General features: G+C 59.1%; 13 protein-coding genes. 8 read left to right on the forward strand and 5 right to left on the reverse strand.

Going from position 1 to position 14,756, the window contains the following annotated elements; genetic code table 11:
• Window positions 1–16 precede the first annotated feature (16 nt).
• The 4 genes from J3349_RS11920 to J3349_RS11935 all read left to right on the forward strand — a co-directional run bounded on the left by J3349_RS11920 (window position 17) and on the right by J3349_RS11935 (window position 3,811).
• Window positions 17–679: an electron transport complex subunit E gene (locus tag J3349_RS11920; RefSeq protein ID WP_149794929.1), complete on the forward strand. Its 663-nt coding sequence runs from the start codon at window positions 17–19 to the stop codon at window positions 677–679.
• Window positions 680–683: 4 nt separating this feature from the next.
• The gene (locus J3349_RS11925; RefSeq protein WP_207677566.1) at window positions 684–1,316 is read left to right on the forward strand and encodes an Rnf-Nqr domain containing protein; all 633 of its coding nucleotides are present in this window, start codon (window positions 684–686) and stop codon (window positions 1,314–1,316) included.
• Between the two features lie 15 nt (window positions 1,317–1,331).
• Entirely contained in the window at window positions 1,332–2,252 is a 921-nt protein-coding gene (locus J3349_RS11930) for an RnfABCDGE type electron transport complex subunit B (protein ID WP_158395971.1), read from the forward strand.
• Between the two features lie 428 nt (window positions 2,253–2,680).
• Window positions 2,681–3,811: an MFS transporter gene (locus J3349_RS11935; RefSeq protein ID WP_207677567.1), complete on the forward strand. Its 1,131-nt coding sequence runs from the start codon at window positions 2,681–2,683 to the stop codon at window positions 3,809–3,811.
• A gap of 217 nt (window positions 3,812–4,028) precedes the next feature.
• Here the strand turns inward: J3349_RS11935 and J3349_RS11940 are convergent, their stop codons facing one another.
• Entirely contained in the window at window positions 4,029–4,661 is a 633-nt protein-coding gene (locus J3349_RS11940) for an epoxyqueuosine reductase QueH (RefSeq protein WP_207677568.1), read from the reverse strand.
• Window positions 4,662–4,782: 121 nt separating this feature from the next.
• Between J3349_RS11940 and J3349_RS11945 the strand changes: the two genes are divergently transcribed.
• The 3 genes from J3349_RS11945 (at window position 4,783) to J3349_RS11955 (ending at window position 7,410) form a co-directional block, all read left to right on the forward strand.
• Window positions 4,783–4,986 carry a DUF896 domain-containing protein gene (locus J3349_RS11945; RefSeq protein WP_158395977.1) on the forward strand — a complete coding sequence of 68 codons (204 nt, stop codon included), beginning with the start codon at window positions 4,783–4,785 and terminating at the stop codon, window positions 4,984–4,986.
• A gap of 195 nt (window positions 4,987–5,181) precedes the next feature.
• Window positions 5,182–6,477, forward strand: a complete 1,296-nt coding sequence (locus J3349_RS11950) for an adenylosuccinate synthase (RefSeq protein ID WP_207677569.1) — start codon at window positions 5,182–5,184, stop codon at window positions 6,475–6,477.
• Between the two features lie 33 nt (window positions 6,478–6,510).
• Window positions 6,511–7,410 carry a DegV family protein gene (locus J3349_RS11955; RefSeq protein ID WP_207677570.1) on the forward strand — a complete coding sequence of 300 codons (900 nt, stop codon included), beginning with the start codon at window positions 6,511–6,513 and terminating at the stop codon, window positions 7,408–7,410.
• Window positions 7,411–7,470: 60 nt separating this feature from the next.
• Here J3349_RS11955 and J3349_RS11960 read toward each other — a convergent pair whose 3' ends face one another.
• The 3 genes from J3349_RS11960 to cysK form a co-directional block, all read right to left on the reverse strand.
• On the reverse strand, window positions 7,471–8,787 hold the full coding sequence (locus tag J3349_RS11960; protein WP_207677571.1) for a hemolysin family protein: 1,317 nt from the start codon (window positions 8,785–8,787) through the stop codon (window positions 7,471–7,473).
• A gap of 177 nt (window positions 8,788–8,964) precedes the next feature.
• Window positions 8,965–11,577, reverse strand: coding sequence for an ATP-dependent chaperone ClpB (clpB, locus tag J3349_RS11965; RefSeq protein WP_158395984.1), 2,613 nt, complete (start codon window positions 11,575–11,577; stop codon window positions 8,965–8,967).
• A 265-nt stretch (window positions 11,578–11,842) separates the two neighbouring features.
• Entirely contained in the window at window positions 11,843–12,775 is a 933-nt protein-coding gene (gene cysK, locus J3349_RS11970; RefSeq protein WP_207677572.1) for a cysteine synthase A, read from the reverse strand.
• A gap of 275 nt (window positions 12,776–13,050) precedes the next feature.
• On the opposite strand from cysK, the gene J3349_RS11975 reads away from it, so the two are divergent.
• Window positions 13,051–13,482: an RrF2 family transcriptional regulator gene (locus J3349_RS11975; RefSeq protein ID WP_158403455.1), complete on the forward strand. Its 432-nt coding sequence runs from the start codon at window positions 13,051–13,053 to the stop codon at window positions 13,480–13,482.
• Window positions 13,483–13,540: 58 nt separating this feature from the next.
• Here J3349_RS11975 and J3349_RS11980 read toward each other — a convergent pair whose 3' ends face one another.
• Entirely contained in the window at window positions 13,541–14,680 is a 1,140-nt protein-coding gene (locus J3349_RS11980) for an FKBP-type peptidyl-prolyl cis-trans isomerase (RefSeq protein ID WP_242699639.1), read from the reverse strand.
• Between the last annotated feature and the right edge of the window lie 76 nt (window positions 14,681–14,756).

Genomic DNA, 14,756 nt, shown 5'->3' on the forward strand with positions numbered 1-14,756 from the left:
AGGAGGTTGGTAAGAAATGGCATCTGAAAACAAGTCCAAGGTAAGCATCCTTACCAACGGCATCATCAAAGAGAACCCCGTTCTGCGTCTGGTCCTGGGCACCTGCTCCTGCCTGGCAGTTACCACGGCAGTCTCCAGCGCACTGGGCATGGGCGCAGCCTTCACCTTCGTGCTGGTCTGCTCCAACATCCTGATCTCGCTGCTGCGCAACGTGATCCCCGCAAAGGTCCATCTGCCCTGCTACATCGTCATCATCGCAGGCTTCGTCACCATCGTCCAGATGGTCATGCACGCCTACATGGACAGCCTGTACACCGCACTGGGCGTCTTCCTGCCCCTGATCGTCGTCAACTGCATCATCCTTGGCCGTGCCGAGATGTTCGCCTGCAAGAACAACGTGGTCGATTCTGCACTGGACGGCGTCGGCATGGGCATCGGCTACACCCTTACCGTCGTGCTGATGGCTACCATCCGCGAGGTGCTGGGCAGCGGCACTTGGCTGGGCTTCCAGGTCCTGCCCGACAGCATCGCCCGCATCAGCATCATGACTCAGGCTCCCGGCGCATTCTTCTGCTACGGCGTCCTGATGGCCGGCTGTGTCTGGCTGGAAGGCAAGCTGGATGCGCGCATCGAGCGCAAGAGCTGCTGCGACATCGACAATCTGAAGAAGGAGGGCTAATAAGATGCTCATCAAACTCGCTGCTATCTTCTTCAGCATGATCCTTGTCAACAACTACGTGCTGGTGAAGTTCTATGGCATCTGCCCGTTCCTGGGCGTTTCCAAGAAGTTTGACTCCGCTGTGGGTATGTCCGGCGCTGTCATCTTCGTCATGTTCATGGCTACGGCCGTGACCTTCCCGCTGCAGATCTTTGTTCTGAACCCCGCCGGTCTGAGCTATCTGCAGACCATCGTGTTCATTCTGGTCATTGCAGTTCTGGTGCAGTTCATCGAGATCTTCCTGAAGAAGTATGTCGTTGCGCTGTACAACTCTCTGGGCGTCTACCTGCCCCTGATCACCACCAACTGCTGCGTTCTGGCTGTCACCATTCTGGTCGTCGATGACTACGGCGCAGACGTCGAGGCTCTGGGCTTCGGCGCTGCCTACATCGAGGCTCTGGTCTGCGCCATCGGCGCAGGCGTCGGCTTCATGCTGGCTATGGTCATGTTCAGCGGCGTGCGCAAGCGCGTGGAGGCATGTGATCCCCCGGCTCCCTTCAAGGGCCTGCCCATCACTCTGCTGGCCGCAGCGATCACCAGCCTGTCCTTCATGGGCTTTGGCGGCATCGTTGAGAATCTGTTTAACGTGACGCTGTAAAGGAGGAACAGGATTATGAATATCGCATCTGCTGTTATCCTCTGCACCATCGTCGGTGCTGTCGGCGCAATCATTCTGGTCGCCGCTGCCAAGTTCATGGCAGTTGAGGAAGACCCCCGTATCGAAGAAGTTGCCAGCTGTCTGGCCGGCGCAAACTGCGGCGGCTGCGGCTACGCAGGCTGTGCCGACTACGCAAAGGCTGTCGTCATGGACGGCGTGCCTTGCGATAAGTGCGCTCCCGGCGGCCCCAAGGCTGCTGCTGCCATTGCCAAGATCATGGGCGGTGAGGCAAGCGCTGTGGAGAAGAAGGCCGTGGTCCAGTGCCAGGGCAGCTCCGAGCACTGCAAGCCTGCTTACGATTATAAGGGCATCCAGACCTGCGCCGCTGCTGCTACCCTGTACGGCGGCCCCAAGACCTGCTCCTTTGCCTGCATCGGTCTGGGCGACTGCACCAAGGTCTGTAAGTTCGATGCCATCCACATCGTGGACGGTGTTGCCAAGGTGGACAAGGACAAGTGTACCGGCTGTGGTGCCTGCGCCAACATCTGCCCCAAGAAGGTCATCATGATCGACGCCGGCGGCCCGCGCAAGCCTGTCGTTATGTGTTCCAATCAGGATAAGGGCGCTGTCGCCAACAAGCTCTGCACCACCAGCTGCATCGCCTGCGGTATGTGTGAGCGCACCTGTAAGTTCGACGCGATCCATGTCGTTGACGGCGTGGCCCGCGTGGACTACGACAAGTGCAAGGGCTGCGGTATGTGCGCCCAGAAGTGCCCGAAGAAGATCATTCTCTTCCCCCTGAAGGACGATCCGTATCCCCCGAAGCCCGTGGTGAAGCCTGCTGCTCCCGCAGCAAAGCCCGCCGCTGCCGCAGCTCCCGCTGCAAAGCCGGAGGCTAAGGCCGAAGAGGCAAAGCCCGAGACCAAGGCTGAATAAGCGCTGACCTCAAAGAGGGCCGGACAGTTGTCCGGCCCTCTTTTTGTGCAGAAAACCTCTCCGTCATCGCTGCGCGATGCCACCTCCCCTATCGAGGGGAGGCTTTGGCATATCGGAAAAGTCAGCCTCTTCGCCAGAGGCTCCCCTACCAGGGGCAACGGCGACGACCGCCGCCAGCGGCGGAAACAGGGAGGAGCTGTTGGGGCAGCGGCCAGCAAGATGCAAGCGACAGCGAAGCAGACGCTGGGTGCCGCAACCCGGCCTTGTCTGCGAAGCAGACTGAGAGGTTGGACGAAGGAGAATCTGCCCCACGGCAAAGCCGCGATTGAGAGGTTGAAACTCCGGCAGCAGAAAGCTATAATGGGATAGGATACAACGCGCTTATGGCAAGGCGCAGACGGAAAAGGAAAAACGGAAAGAGGAATCATATGGAACAAAAGAACACCCGCCTGCGGAACGTGGGCTTCATCACCTTCTTTTTCAGCGGCATCTGCGCCATTTCCAGCGGCGTGGTGGTCAGCCTATTGCAGGAGCAGTATGGCTTCGCCTACGGCATGACCGGAACCCTGCTGTCTCTCATGAGCATCGGCAACCTGCTGGCAGGCTTTCTCATCGCCATGCTGCCCGGCAAGCTGGGCATGAAGCCCAGCATCCTGCTGCTGACCATCGGCTATGCGCTGGGCTACGCCATGATGGGCCTCAGCGGCGCGGTGGCTGTGCTGGCGCTGGGCTTCTTCCTCGTGGGCATCGCCAAGGGCAGTGTCATCAACACCTGCACCATCCTCGTCAGCGACAACTCCGCTGACCGCACCCGGGGCATGAACCTGATGCACAGCTGCTATGCCTGCGGCGCACTGCTCTGCCCCTTTTTCATCGCGGCTGCAGGCAGGGTGAGCGGCTCCTTCGCCGTGCTTGTGCTGGCTGTGCTGGGTCTGCTGCTCTGGCTGGTGTATATGGGGACTCCCTTTGCGGGCAGGGGCGCAGGCAAGAAGGAAGTCACCGATTGGAGCTTCCTCAAATCCACCCGCTTCTGGCTGCTGACCGGCCTGCTCTTCTGCCAGAACGCCGCTGAGCAGAGCGTCACCGGCTGGATGGTCACTTACTTCAAGGGCAGCGGCATCATCGCAGGCGCACTGGCGGCCTATACCGTCACCGTCATGTGGGGCGCGACCCTCGTGGCACGTCTGCTCATCGCCTTCGTGTTCCCCTTCAAGCAGCCCCGCAAGGCTATGGTGGTCATGGGCGTGAGCTGCACCGTCTTCTACATCCTGCTGGTGCAGGCCCGCAGTCAGGGCGCGGCCATCGTGCTGCTGTTCGCCTTTGCCTTTGCGATGGCGGGCATGAACCCCACCGCTGTGGCCAGCGCAGGCCGTATGACCAGCGTGACCAGCATGGGCATCATGCTGCCGGTGGCAGCCAGCGGCGCGATCCTGATGCCCTGGGTCATCGGCGTCGTGGCCGAAAGCGCCGGTCTTGCCGCCGGTATGATGACCAACATCGTTCCCTGCGTGGGTCTGGTCATCTTTGCGGTGCTTGTGGCAAAGCTTCCGGAAGAATAAAAATAAGAAGTGCAGCTGTATCAGCTCTCTACTGAGGGAGGTTATCTGATACAGTTGCACTTTTTTGACGCTGATAAGTTGAAAATCGAACTGTATCAGCTGATACAGAGCCGCCGGCCTGATACAGTGAGTCAGTGTATCAGCGAGTGTCAGTGTATCAAACTGATACAGAGACAAAATAAGACGTAGATAAGATATATATTTGTCAGTGTATCACTTATTCTCCCGCAGTAGTGCCGATGCCTCTGGCTTTTGCGCTGAACTCACAGCCGCAGTAGTCCTGCCGGTAGAGGCCGTATTCCTCCGAGAGCTGTAACGAGCGCAGATAGCCGTTCTGCTTTTTGAAGTCGGAGGGCAGGTGCTTCACGCCGAACTCCTGCTCCAGCTCCTGTCCGATGGCATTGATGCGCTTGGCGTCCTTGTGGGGGCTGATGGAGAGGGTCGTGGTGAACCAGTCGAAGCCGTGCTCGGCGGCATACTGGGCCGCACGGCGCATCCGCAGCCGATAGCAGACCGTGCAGCGACTGCCGCGCTCCGGCTCGTTTTCGAGGCCCGCGACAGCGGAGTAGAACTCCTGCGGGTCGTACCGGTCTTCCACCACTGTTACCCCCAGCGGGTGGGCGGCGGCGACGAAGCGCTCCAGCTCTTCGCCCCGGCGGTGGTATTCTTCGGCGGGCCATGTGTTGGGGTTGTAGTAGAGTACGGTGATGTCGAAATACCGGCACAGCCGCTCCAGCACGGCGCTGGAACAGGGGCCGCAGCAGGCATGGAGCAGCAGCCGGGGGCGGGTGCTGCCCAGAGTTTTCAACACTTCGTCCATCTGCTGTGAAAAATTGAGTTGGTTTGACATAAGAAAAGTCCTTTGCTATACTGGAATTAACCTCTCCGTCACGCCTGCGGCGTGCCACCTCTCCTATCGAGACTGAGAGGTTGAGTTCATCTTATTATACCACAAACGGAGGAAAACTTCGATGACCAAAGAAAAGATAGCCCGCATCAACGAGCTGGCACACAAGAGCAAGACCACCGGCCTGACGGAGGCCGAAAAAGCCGAGCAGCAGGCTCTGCGCAAGGAGTATATCGAGGACATGAAGTCCAGCCTTCGCGCCCAGCTGGAGCGCACCTCCATCAAGGAGCCGGACGGCACCATCCACAGAGTGAGCAAAAAGAACTGAATCGGGAGGAAAAAGTCGTACAAAACCGCTTTTTCCTCTTTTTTTGTGGGCGAAAGAGTGCTATACTTATATTTGAGCTGTTGTGTGCTCCGGCAGGAGCTGCGCGGCAGAAAACAAGTTTCCCAAGGCGGCGTATCCCGGGCAGGGTGCGCGGAAAAGGCCGCCTTTTGAAAAATGATAAAGAGGTCATTTATTATGCTTACTGCAATTACGGGTATCAACTGGGGCGATGAGGGCAAGGGCCGCATGGTCGACCTGATCAGCCAGGAGTACGATATTGTTGCACGCTATCAGGGCGGCAACAATGCTGGTCATACCGTCAAGAACGAGCGGGGCAAGTTCGTGCTGAACCTGCTGCCCTCCGGTATCCTCCGTCCCAATGTTGTCTGCGTGATGGGCAACGGTATGGTCATCGACCCCCACCATCTGGACGGTGAGATCAACAATCTGCGCGAGCAGGGTATCTCCATTACCCCTGCCAACCTGAAGATCTCTGACCGCGCCACCATCACCATGCCCTACCATGTCGATCAGGACGGTCTGGAAGAGGCGCGTCTGTCCAAGACCGGCGCACAGTTCGGCTCCACCAAGCGCGGCATCGCCTACACTTACGGTGACAAGTACATGAAGAAGACCCTCCGCATGGGCGACCTGCTGCATCTGAACGACTCCGTCAAGAAGCGCCTGGTCACCATGGTGGACTCCAAGAACCTCGTCATGGAGGGCAGCTACAACGCCGCTCCCATCAGCGTGGACGAGATGTGGGCATGGCTGGAGAAGTATGCCGCCATCTTCAAGGACTACATCTGCGACGTGGGCCAGTATCTGGCTGACGCCGATGCCGCCGGCAAGAAGGTGCTGTTCGAGGCCCAGCTGGGCGCTCTGCGCGACATCGACTTCGGCATCTATCCCTACACCACTTCCTCCAACACCATCGGCGCTTACGCCCCCATCGGCGCAGGCATCCCGAGCCACAAGCTGACCAACTCCGTCGGCGTCATGAAGGCTTATTCCTCCTGCGTCGGCGACGGCCCCTTTGTCACTGAGCTGGCCATGACCGAGGAAGAGAAGCACGCTCTGCGTGAGGCCGGCCATGAGTACGGCGCTGCTACCGGCCGTCCCCGCCGCGTCGGCCCCATCGACCTGGTGGCAAGCCGCTACGGCGTCTTCTGCCAGGGCTGCGACGAGGTCGCCCTGACCCTGCTGGACGTGCTGGACTACATGGAGAAGATCCCCATGGTCACTGCTTACAAGCTGAGCGACGGCACCATCACCACCCGCTTCCCCATGGGCGAGGCTCTGGACACCGCACAGCCGGTGGTGGAGTATCTGCCCGGCTGGCACTGCGACATCACCGCCGCCCGCAAGTGGGAAGACCTGCCCAAGGAGGCCCAGAACTACGTCGAGTATCTGGAAAAGGCCGTGGGCTGCAAGATCACCTATATCTCTGTGGGCGCAGAGCGTGAGGCATACATCCACCACGTGGTCTAAACCCTGAATTCACCGGAAAGAAGGATGCCGCTAATGTTTGACATCATCGCCGACAGTGCCTGTGACTTTACGCCAGAAATGGCGCAGAAGATGGGTGTGGAGATCGTGCCGTTCTATGTTTCGCTGGACGGTGAGCACTACCGCAAGGAGGGCAAGGAGATCGCTGTGCGGGATTTCTACCAGTTCATGGTGGACAACCCCTCTGCCTACCCCAAGACCAGCCTTGCCTCCATCGAGGATTTCGAGGAGGTGTTCCGCCGTCAGGCTGAGGCCGGCCGCCCCACTCTCTGCCTCTGCTTCACCAGCAAGATGAGCGGCTGCGTGGGCAGCGCCCGCAACGCCCGGGAGCTGGTGCTCGAGGACTACCCCGACGCGAAGATCGAGGTGATGGACTCGGCAGCGGCTACTGTCACTGAGGCGACTATGGTGGAGAACGCTGTGGCCATCCGCGACGCAGGCTGCACGCTGGACGAGGCGGTGACCTGGCTGGAAGCGGAAAAATCCACCAACAACATCTTCTTCACGGTGGGCAACCTCGATTACCTCATCAAGGGCGGGCGCATCGGCAAAGTCTCTGGCCGGGCGGCGAACTTCCTGGGCATCAAGCCGATGATACTCTTCAAGGACGGCGAGATCTTCTCGGGCGGTGTGGCCCGGGGCCGTCAGAAGAGCTTTGAGAAGGCCCTTGAGCAGCTGATGAACTATCTGGACGCCAACGGCGGCACGCCCGACGACTACCGCATCATCGTGGGCTACGGCTACGATGAAGAAGAGGGCAAACGGCTCTGGATGCAGACCCGCGCTGCCCTGCGTGCCAAGTATCCCGCCGCACAGTGCGAGGTGGGCCTGCTGCAGATCGGCTGCACCATCGCGGTCCATACCGGCCCCTATGCGCTGGGCATGGGCATCATGCGCCGCTGGAAAAAGCAGTAATAGCTGGATCAAAAAAATCCTCTCCCATCGGGAGAGGATTTTTTTGCGTGTTATAGAGTGTTATCGGCCCTCGGTGCGCTGCGCCAGACGGGAAAAGCGCTTGTCTTTGTCCTTTTCGTCGTCCTGCGGGGCAGGTGCGGTGTGGGTGAACCGGACTTCGGTGACGCGGCGGCGGGCCGTGCGGGTCACGACGCCCTCGTAGTCGTTCAGCTGGAAATGGTCGCCCACCTTGGGCAGATGGTGGGTCTTTTCCTGCACGAGGCCGTTCACGGTGTTGGAGTCGATGTCTTCATCCTCGGGCAGGTCCAGCGTCTCGTAAAGGTCGTCCACGCTGGCCGAGCCGGACACGAGCCAGCTGCCGTCCGACTGCTGGCGGAAGTCCTCAGTGGCCTCGTCGTGTTCGTCCCAGATCTCGCCCACAAGCTCTTCCAGAATGTCCTCGAGGGTGATGATGCCCTCGGTGCCGCCGTATTCGTCCACGACGACTGCCATGTGATGGTGCTGCTCCCGCAGGGTGCGCAGCAGCTGGGAGATCTGGGTGGAGCCGGTGGTGTAGAGGGTGGGGGCGATGAGGTCCTCCATCGTGACGGACTTTTTCAGACGAGCGATGTAGAAATCCTTCTCATGGACGACGCCGATGATGTTGTCAACGGTGTCGTGATAGACGGGCAGGCGGGAATAGCCGGATTCTGCGAATGTCTGCGCAAGCTCTTCCAGCGAAATATCGTCCTCCACGGCCACCACGTCTACGCGGGGCGTCAGGATCTCTTCCACCTCCACGTCATCGAACTCGATGGCGCTGCGGATGAGCTGGCTTTCCCGGTCGGTAAGCTCACCGTCGTTCTCAGCCTCGCTCACCATGGTGATGAGCTCACCTTCGGTGATGGCGTCGCTCTCGCTGCTGTGGACGAAGCGTCCCAGCAGCTTCTTCCACTGGCTGAACAGCCAGGTCAGCGGGGTGAAGAGGGTCAGGAGCAGACTCAGCACCGGCGATACAGCGGTTGCAATCGTCTCGGGCATCTCCTTGGCGAGGGTCTTGGGGGTCACTTCGCCGAAGATGAGGACGACTACCGTCAGCACGATGGTGGAGGTGGTGGCGCCCCGCTCTGCACCCAGCCACTTGGTAAAGAGGACGGTGCCGATGGAAGCGGCGGCGATATTCACGATGTTGTTGCCGATGAGGATGGAGGAGAGAAGCTTGTCGTACTTCTCGGCCATCGCCAGCACCCGAGCGGCGGAAGTGTCGCCTTCCTCGGCGCGGCTTTTCAGGCGTATCTGGTTCAGGGAAGAAAATGCGGTCTCGGAGGCGGAGAAGAATGCGGAAAACGCGATCAAAACGATCAGCGCCACCAAGAGCGTTATACTGCCATCGTCCATAATAAAGGTTGATCAACTCTACTTTCTTATAATAATATGTTAACCAAAAAGTGCTTTCCACCGTTGCCTTCGACGATGAAAAGCACTTTGTTCAACGCCTATAATATCATATTCCACCCGCCGGTGCAAGCGTTCCTGTCAGGAGGAGGGATAAAATAGGTAAAAAGTTTGCGGTTTTTAGCGGAGCACAAGGCCCGTGCCGTCGTAGTCCACCGTCAGGGTCGCGCCCTCGGTGTAGCTGCCCTGAATGATGGCCTTTGCGATGAGCGTCTCCACACGGCTCTGGATGAACCGCTTGATGGGACGTGCGCCGTAGACGCTGTCATAAGAGGAATCAATGATGAAGTCCTTGGCTGCCGTGGTGACGTCCAGCTTGAGGTGCTTGCCCTCGTCCATCCGCTTGCGCAGATCTTCGAGCTGCAGATCCACGATCTTGCGGGTCTCGTCCTTGGTGAGGCTCTTGTAGTAGACGATCTCGTCCAGACGGTTCAGGAACTCGGGACGGAATTTGCTCTTCAGCAGCAGATCGATCTGCTTGCGGGCATCCTCACTCAGCTCGTTGGAGCCCTCGGCGCGGCGCTGCTCCAGGTCGTTCAGGATGATGTCACTGCCGAGGTTGGAGGTCAGGATGATGACGGTGTTCTTGAAGTCCACCGTGCGGCCCTGACTGTCGGTGATGCGGCCATCGTCCAGCACCTGCAGCAGGATGTTGAAGACGTCGGGGTGAGCCTTTTCCACCTCATCGAACAGCACGACGCTGTAGGGTTTGCGGCGGACGGCCTCGGTCAGCTGGCCGCCCTCTTCATAACCGACGTATCCCGGAGGCGCGCCGATCAGGCGGCTGACGCTGAACTTCTCCATATACTCGGTCATGTCGATACGCACCATGTTCCGCTCGTCGTCGAACAGAGCCTGTGCCAGAGCTTTTGCCAGTTCGGTCTTGCCGACGCCGGTGGGGCCGAGGAAGAGGAAGCTGCCGATGGGGCGGTTGGGGTTTGCGATGCCGGCGCGGCTGCGCAGGATGGCTTCGCTCACCTTGGTGACGGCCTCATCCTGGCCGATGACTCTCTTGTGGAGCACATCGTCCAGATGCAGCAGCTTCTCGCGCTCACCCTCCACCAGCTTCTCCACGGGGATGCCGGTCCAGCGGGCCACGATGCGGGCGATCTCCTCGTCGGTCACGCGGTCGCGCAGCAGGCTATCTTCCTTCTTGGCGGCGGCGATCTTCTCTTCTTCTTCCAGCTGTTTCTGCAGCTGAGGCAGCTTGCCGTATTTCAGCTCAGCGGCCTTGTTCAGATCGTATTCGCGCTGTGCCTTCTCGATGGCGGCGTTGGTCTGCTCGATCTGCTCGCGCAGAGACTGCACCTTGCCGATGGCATTCTTCTCGTTTTCCCACTTTGCCTTCATGCTGTGGAACTTATCCTGCAGCTCGGCCAGCTCTTTTTCGAGGTCGCGCAGACGGCTCTGACTCAGAGCGTCGGTCTCCTTTTTCAAGCTGACCTGCTCGATCTGCAGCTGGGTGATGCGGTGGGCGAGGTCGTCCATCTCGCTGGGCATACTGTCCATCTCGGTCTTTATCATGGCGCAGGCTTCATCCACGAGGTCGATGGCCTTATCGGGGAGGAAGCGGTCGGTGATATAGCGGTCAGAGAGGGTGGCGGCGGCGATCAGTGCATTATCGCTGATCTTCACGCCGTGGAACACCTCGTACCGCTCTTTCAGGCCGCGCAGGATGGAGATGGTGTCTTCCACGGTAGGCTCATCCACCTGAACCGGCTGGAAGCGGCGCTCCAAAGCGGGGTCTTTCTCGATATACTGGCGGTACTCGTCCAGCGTGGTCGCGCCGATGCAGTGCAGCTCGCCGCGGGCCAGCATGGGTTTCAGCAGATTGCCGGCGTCCATTGCGCCGTCGGTCTTGCCGGCACCCACGATGGTGTGCAGCTCATCAATGAAGAGGATGATCTTGCCCTCGCTCTTCTTCACCTCATTCAGGACGCTCTTCAAACGCTCCTCGAACTCGCCGCGGTACTTTGCGCCAGCCACCAGAGCACCCATGTCCAAGCTGAACACGGTACGGTCTTTCAGGTTTTCCGGCACATCGCCCCGGACGATACGCTGGGCCAGACCCTCGGCGATGGCCGTCTTGCCGACGCCCGGCTCACCGATGAGGCAGGGGTTGTTCTTCGTTTTACGGGACAGGATGCGGATGACATTTCGAATTTCCTGGTCACGGCCAATGACGGGGTCCAGCTTCTGCTTGCGGGCCAGGTCAACGAGGTCCTGACCATACTTCTGCAGGGCATTGTAGGTGTCCTCGGGGTTGTCGTTGGTCACGCGCTGGTTGCCGCGCACGGCGGTGAGCTGCTGTAAGAACTTATCCTTCGTGATGCTAAAGGCGCGGAACAGCTCGGAGGTGTTCTGGGTCTGCTCGTCCAGCAGGGCGAGGAAGATATGCTCGACGCTGACGTAGTCGTCCTTCATGGCCTTGGCCTCGCGGGCGGCGGCGCTCAGCACCTTGTCGGTGGCCTGCGAGATATAGACCTTGTCGGGGTCACGGCCAGAGCCGGACACCCGGGGCATTGCGGAAAGCTTTTCGGCCACAGCGGCGGAGAAGCTGCCTGCGTCCACATTCAGTTTCTGGAGCAGCTGGGGGATAAGGCCCTGCTCCTGTGTCGCCAGAGCGTGGAGCAGATGCTCCGGCTCCAGTGCGTTATGCTGATACTCCACAGCCAGCTGCTGCGCCGCCTGCAGAGCCTCAAGGGTCTTCTGGGTATATTGATTGGTATTCATAAAGTCAAGCCTCCATTCATACCGGAAGTTGAGATCTGATGTCGGATGAGAGAGATTACATTCTGTTGCTTTAGCACTCTTACTCATCGACTGCTAAAAATATACTCCAAACACGCTGCAATGTCAATAGGCAAAACCCGGAAGAGCCTCAGATTCACAAAAAGTTTGCAAAAATGCAAAAAATCACACCATATCGTCTCACGAAGGCAAACAAAAGGCCCCTGCCGGGCGGAAAGCCACAGCAGGGGCGGAAGGAATGAGAGGATCATTCAGCAAACAGCGGGGTGGACAGATAACGGTCGCCGGTGTCGGGCAGCAGGACGACGATGTTCTTGCCTGCGTTCTCGGGACGCTTTGCCAGCTGGATGGCAGCCCAGACAGCAGCACCGGAAGAGATGCCCACCAGAACGCCTTCCTTGTGGCCGATCAGGCGGCCGGTGGCAAAGGCGTCGTCATTTTCGACGGTGATGATCTCGTCGTAGACCTTGGTGTCCAGCACGTCGGGGACGAAGCCTGCGCCGATGCCCTGGATCTTGTGCGCACCGGCGGTACCCTTGCTCAGGACAGGGGAGGTAGCGGGCTCAACGGCCACGACCTTGACGCCGGGATTCTTGCTCTTGAGGTACTGGCCCACACCGGTGATGGTGCCGCCGGTGCCGACGCCGGCCACAAAGATGTCAACCTTACCATCGGTGTCGTCCCAGATCTCGGGGCCGGTGGTGGCGATGTGAGCCTTGGGGTTGGCCGGGTTGACGAACTGGCCGGGGATGAAGGAGTTGGGGATCTCTTTTGCCAGCTCGTCGGCCTTGGCGATAGCGCCCTTCATGCCCTTGGCACCCTCGCTCAGCACCAGCTCTGCGCCGTAAGCCTTCATCAGCTGGCGGCGCTCGACGCTCATGGTCTCGGGCATCACGATGATGATGCGGTAGCCCTTGGCAGCTGCCACGGCAGCCAGACCGATGCCGGTGTTGCCGGAGGTGGGCTCGATGATGACGGAGCCGGGCTTGAGCTTGCCGGAAGCCTCGGCGTCATCGATCATGGCCTTGGCAATACGGTCCTTGACGGAGCCGGCGGGGTTAAAGTATTCCAGCTTTGCCAGAAGCTTGGCAGAAAGGTCTGCATCCTTCTCGATATGGGTCAGCTCCAGCAGCGGGGTGTGGCCAATCAGCTGGTCTGCGGAAGTATAGATCTTGCTCATAATAGTAAACCTCCCTATTGCGGGCGATGCGCCCGGCTGCACCGGATAAAGCCGGCGTCGTCTCGATGTCCCTCATATTCCCGTTAAACCAATGTGATTTGTGGGTTTGACTGTATTATAGTCTCCTTTGGGGCAGTTGTCAATGAGAAATCGAAAATTTCTGATTGAAAAGTTATAAACCCTGTTGTATAATAGGTTAAAACGAACGGAAGCGTGTTTCGCAGCTGACCCAGCTGCCTCACAATAATAACAGGAAAGAAGAGAAAGGAATGTCTATGATTGTTTCCACCAAGGGGCGCTATGCGCTGCGCGTGATGATAGATTTGGCTGAGCACCGCTCTGAAAAATATGTCCCGCTGAAAGAGGTCGCCGCCCGGCAGGAGATCTCCGAAAAATACCTCGAAAACATCCTCAAGGTTCTGGTGCAGAACGGCTTCCTCGAGGGTCTGCGCGGCAAGGGCGGCGGCTATCGTCTGACCCGCGAGCCCGACCAGTACACCGTGGGTGAGATCCTGACCCTTACCGAGGGAAGCCTTGCACCGGTGAGCTGTCTTGCACAGGGCGCGGCATCCTGCCCCCGGATGAGCAGCTGCCGCACGTATGATATGTGGAAGGGCCTCGATGACCTTATTGAGGACTACTTTGGAAAGATCACCCTTGCCGACCTCGCCGCACCCGATGAGGCAGGCAACGACTATGTTATCTGAATGATGAGCAAAAGAAAATCCCTGCCATCGGCAGGGATTTTCTTATGTGCAGATCGAATCAGGAAACGACCGCGCCGCTGGTCAGCGTGCTGGTGACAGCGTCCATCAGGGCCACCATGGTGCAGTAGTTCTGGCCGTAGGTGTCCGCATAGGCGGAGTAGGTGTCGATCTGCTCCTGCGTGGGGGCGATGTCCAGAGACTCGGCCACGGCCTGATAGAGCAGAGCTTCCTTGGAGTAGTCTTCCAGATTGCTCTCGAGGTGGGCCAGCATGGCGTCGGTGTTCTCGTAGCCCAGCAGATTCTGGACGAGGCCGTCGAGGTCATAGCCGTAGTAGCCCGCCAGCGTGCTGTAGTAGTTCAGGCACTGGTTGACCTGATAATCCATCACCTGCTGAGGGATGGACTTGAAGGTGGAGTTTTCCAGCAGGTCGTCCATGACGGCGGTGTTGAGGTTGGAGGTGTAGAGCTGGTCCTGATAGTAGGCGCGCAGGGCCTCCACGGTGTAGATGTTGTTGGAGGTGCCGAAGGTGCTGGCCACCCAGCTGTCGGTGAGCTCGGGCAGGACGCTCTCACTGATGTAGTTGAGCACTACGGTGAAGACGGCCTTCTGGCCGCTGAGGGTGACGGTGTTGCCGTTGGCGTCGGTGGAATCGCTGTAGCCGTCGGGGAAGGTGACGTTGACGTCGAAGGTCTCGCCGGGCTTGTGGCCGATGATCTGGTCTTCAAATCCGTCGATGAAAGTGCCGCTGCCCAGCGTCAAATCGTAGTTCTCGGCGCTGCCGCCGGTGAACTCCACGTTGTTCACAGAGCCGACATAGTTGATGTTCACGGTGTCGCCGTCGGCGGCAGCGCGGTCGGTGATGTGCTCGGTGGAGGAATACTGGCTCAGCAGATCGCTGATCTGCTCCTCCACTTCCTCGCTGGTGGGCTCGACGTCCGAGCGCTTGATGGCGACGGATGCAAAGTCTTCGGGCAGGGTCACATAGTCCAGAGCGCGGATGCCCTCCCAGTAGCCCTTCTCGTCCAGACCATCGCTGTAGTTGAAGTTCTGGTAGTCGTAGTCGGACGCGCTGCCGAGTGCGGAAGAAGATGCCGTGCTGGATGCAGCACTGTCGGCCTTGCCGCCGCAGGCAGCGAGGCTCAGCGCCAGAGCGCCGGCGCAGACAAGGCAGAGTGCCTTGGTGAAAATACGCTTCAAAAGAATTCCCTCCTGTTGGTAGACCGGTATTTTGCCGGTGGTTCGAAAAACAACCTCTATTATATCGGGTAAAAAT

The sequence above is a fragment of the Faecalibacterium sp. Marseille-P9590 genome, from assembly GCF_017377665.1.
Lineage (GTDB): Bacteria > Bacillota > Clostridia > Oscillospirales > Ruminococcaceae > Faecalibacterium.

Excerpts from the sequence above, each read along its gene's own strand:
- J3349_RS11945 (WP_158395977.1), top strand. The coding sequence starts at position 4,783 with ATGACCAAAGAAAAGATAGCCCGCATCAACGAGCTGGCACACAAGAGC.
- J3349_RS11920 (WP_149794929.1), top strand. The coding sequence starts at position 17 with ATGGCATCTGAAAACAAGTCCAAGGTAAGCATCCTTACCAACGGCATC.
- J3349_RS11935 (WP_207677567.1), top strand. The coding sequence starts at position 2,681 with ATGGAACAAAAGAACACCCGCCTGCGGAACGTGGGCTTCATCACCTTC.
- cysK (WP_207677572.1), bottom strand. The coding sequence starts at position 12,775 with ATGAGCAAGATCTATACTTCCGCAGACCAGCTGATTGGCCACACCCCG.
- J3349_RS11925 (WP_207677566.1), top strand. The coding sequence starts at position 684 with ATGCTCATCAAACTCGCTGCTATCTTCTTCAGCATGATCCTTGTCAAC.
- J3349_RS11950 (WP_207677569.1), top strand. The coding sequence starts at position 5,182 with ATGCTTACTGCAATTACGGGTATCAACTGGGGCGATGAGGGCAAGGGC.
- J3349_RS11960 (WP_207677571.1), bottom strand. The coding sequence starts at position 8,787 with ATGGACGATGGCAGTATAACGCTCTTGGTGGCGCTGATCGTTTTGATC.
- J3349_RS11940 (WP_207677568.1), bottom strand. The coding sequence starts at position 4,661 with ATGTCAAACCAACTCAATTTTTCACAGCAGATGGACGAAGTGTTGAAA.
- J3349_RS11975 (WP_158403455.1), top strand. The coding sequence starts at position 13,051 with ATGATTGTTTCCACCAAGGGGCGCTATGCGCTGCGCGTGATGATAGAT.
- J3349_RS11930 (WP_158395971.1), top strand. The coding sequence starts at position 1,332 with ATGAATATCGCATCTGCTGTTATCCTCTGCACCATCGTCGGTGCTGTC.
- clpB (WP_158395984.1), bottom strand. The coding sequence starts at position 11,577 with ATGAATACCAATCAATATACCCAGAAGACCCTTGAGGCTCTGCAGGCG.
- J3349_RS11955 (WP_207677570.1), top strand. The coding sequence starts at position 6,511 with ATGTTTGACATCATCGCCGACAGTGCCTGTGACTTTACGCCAGAAATG.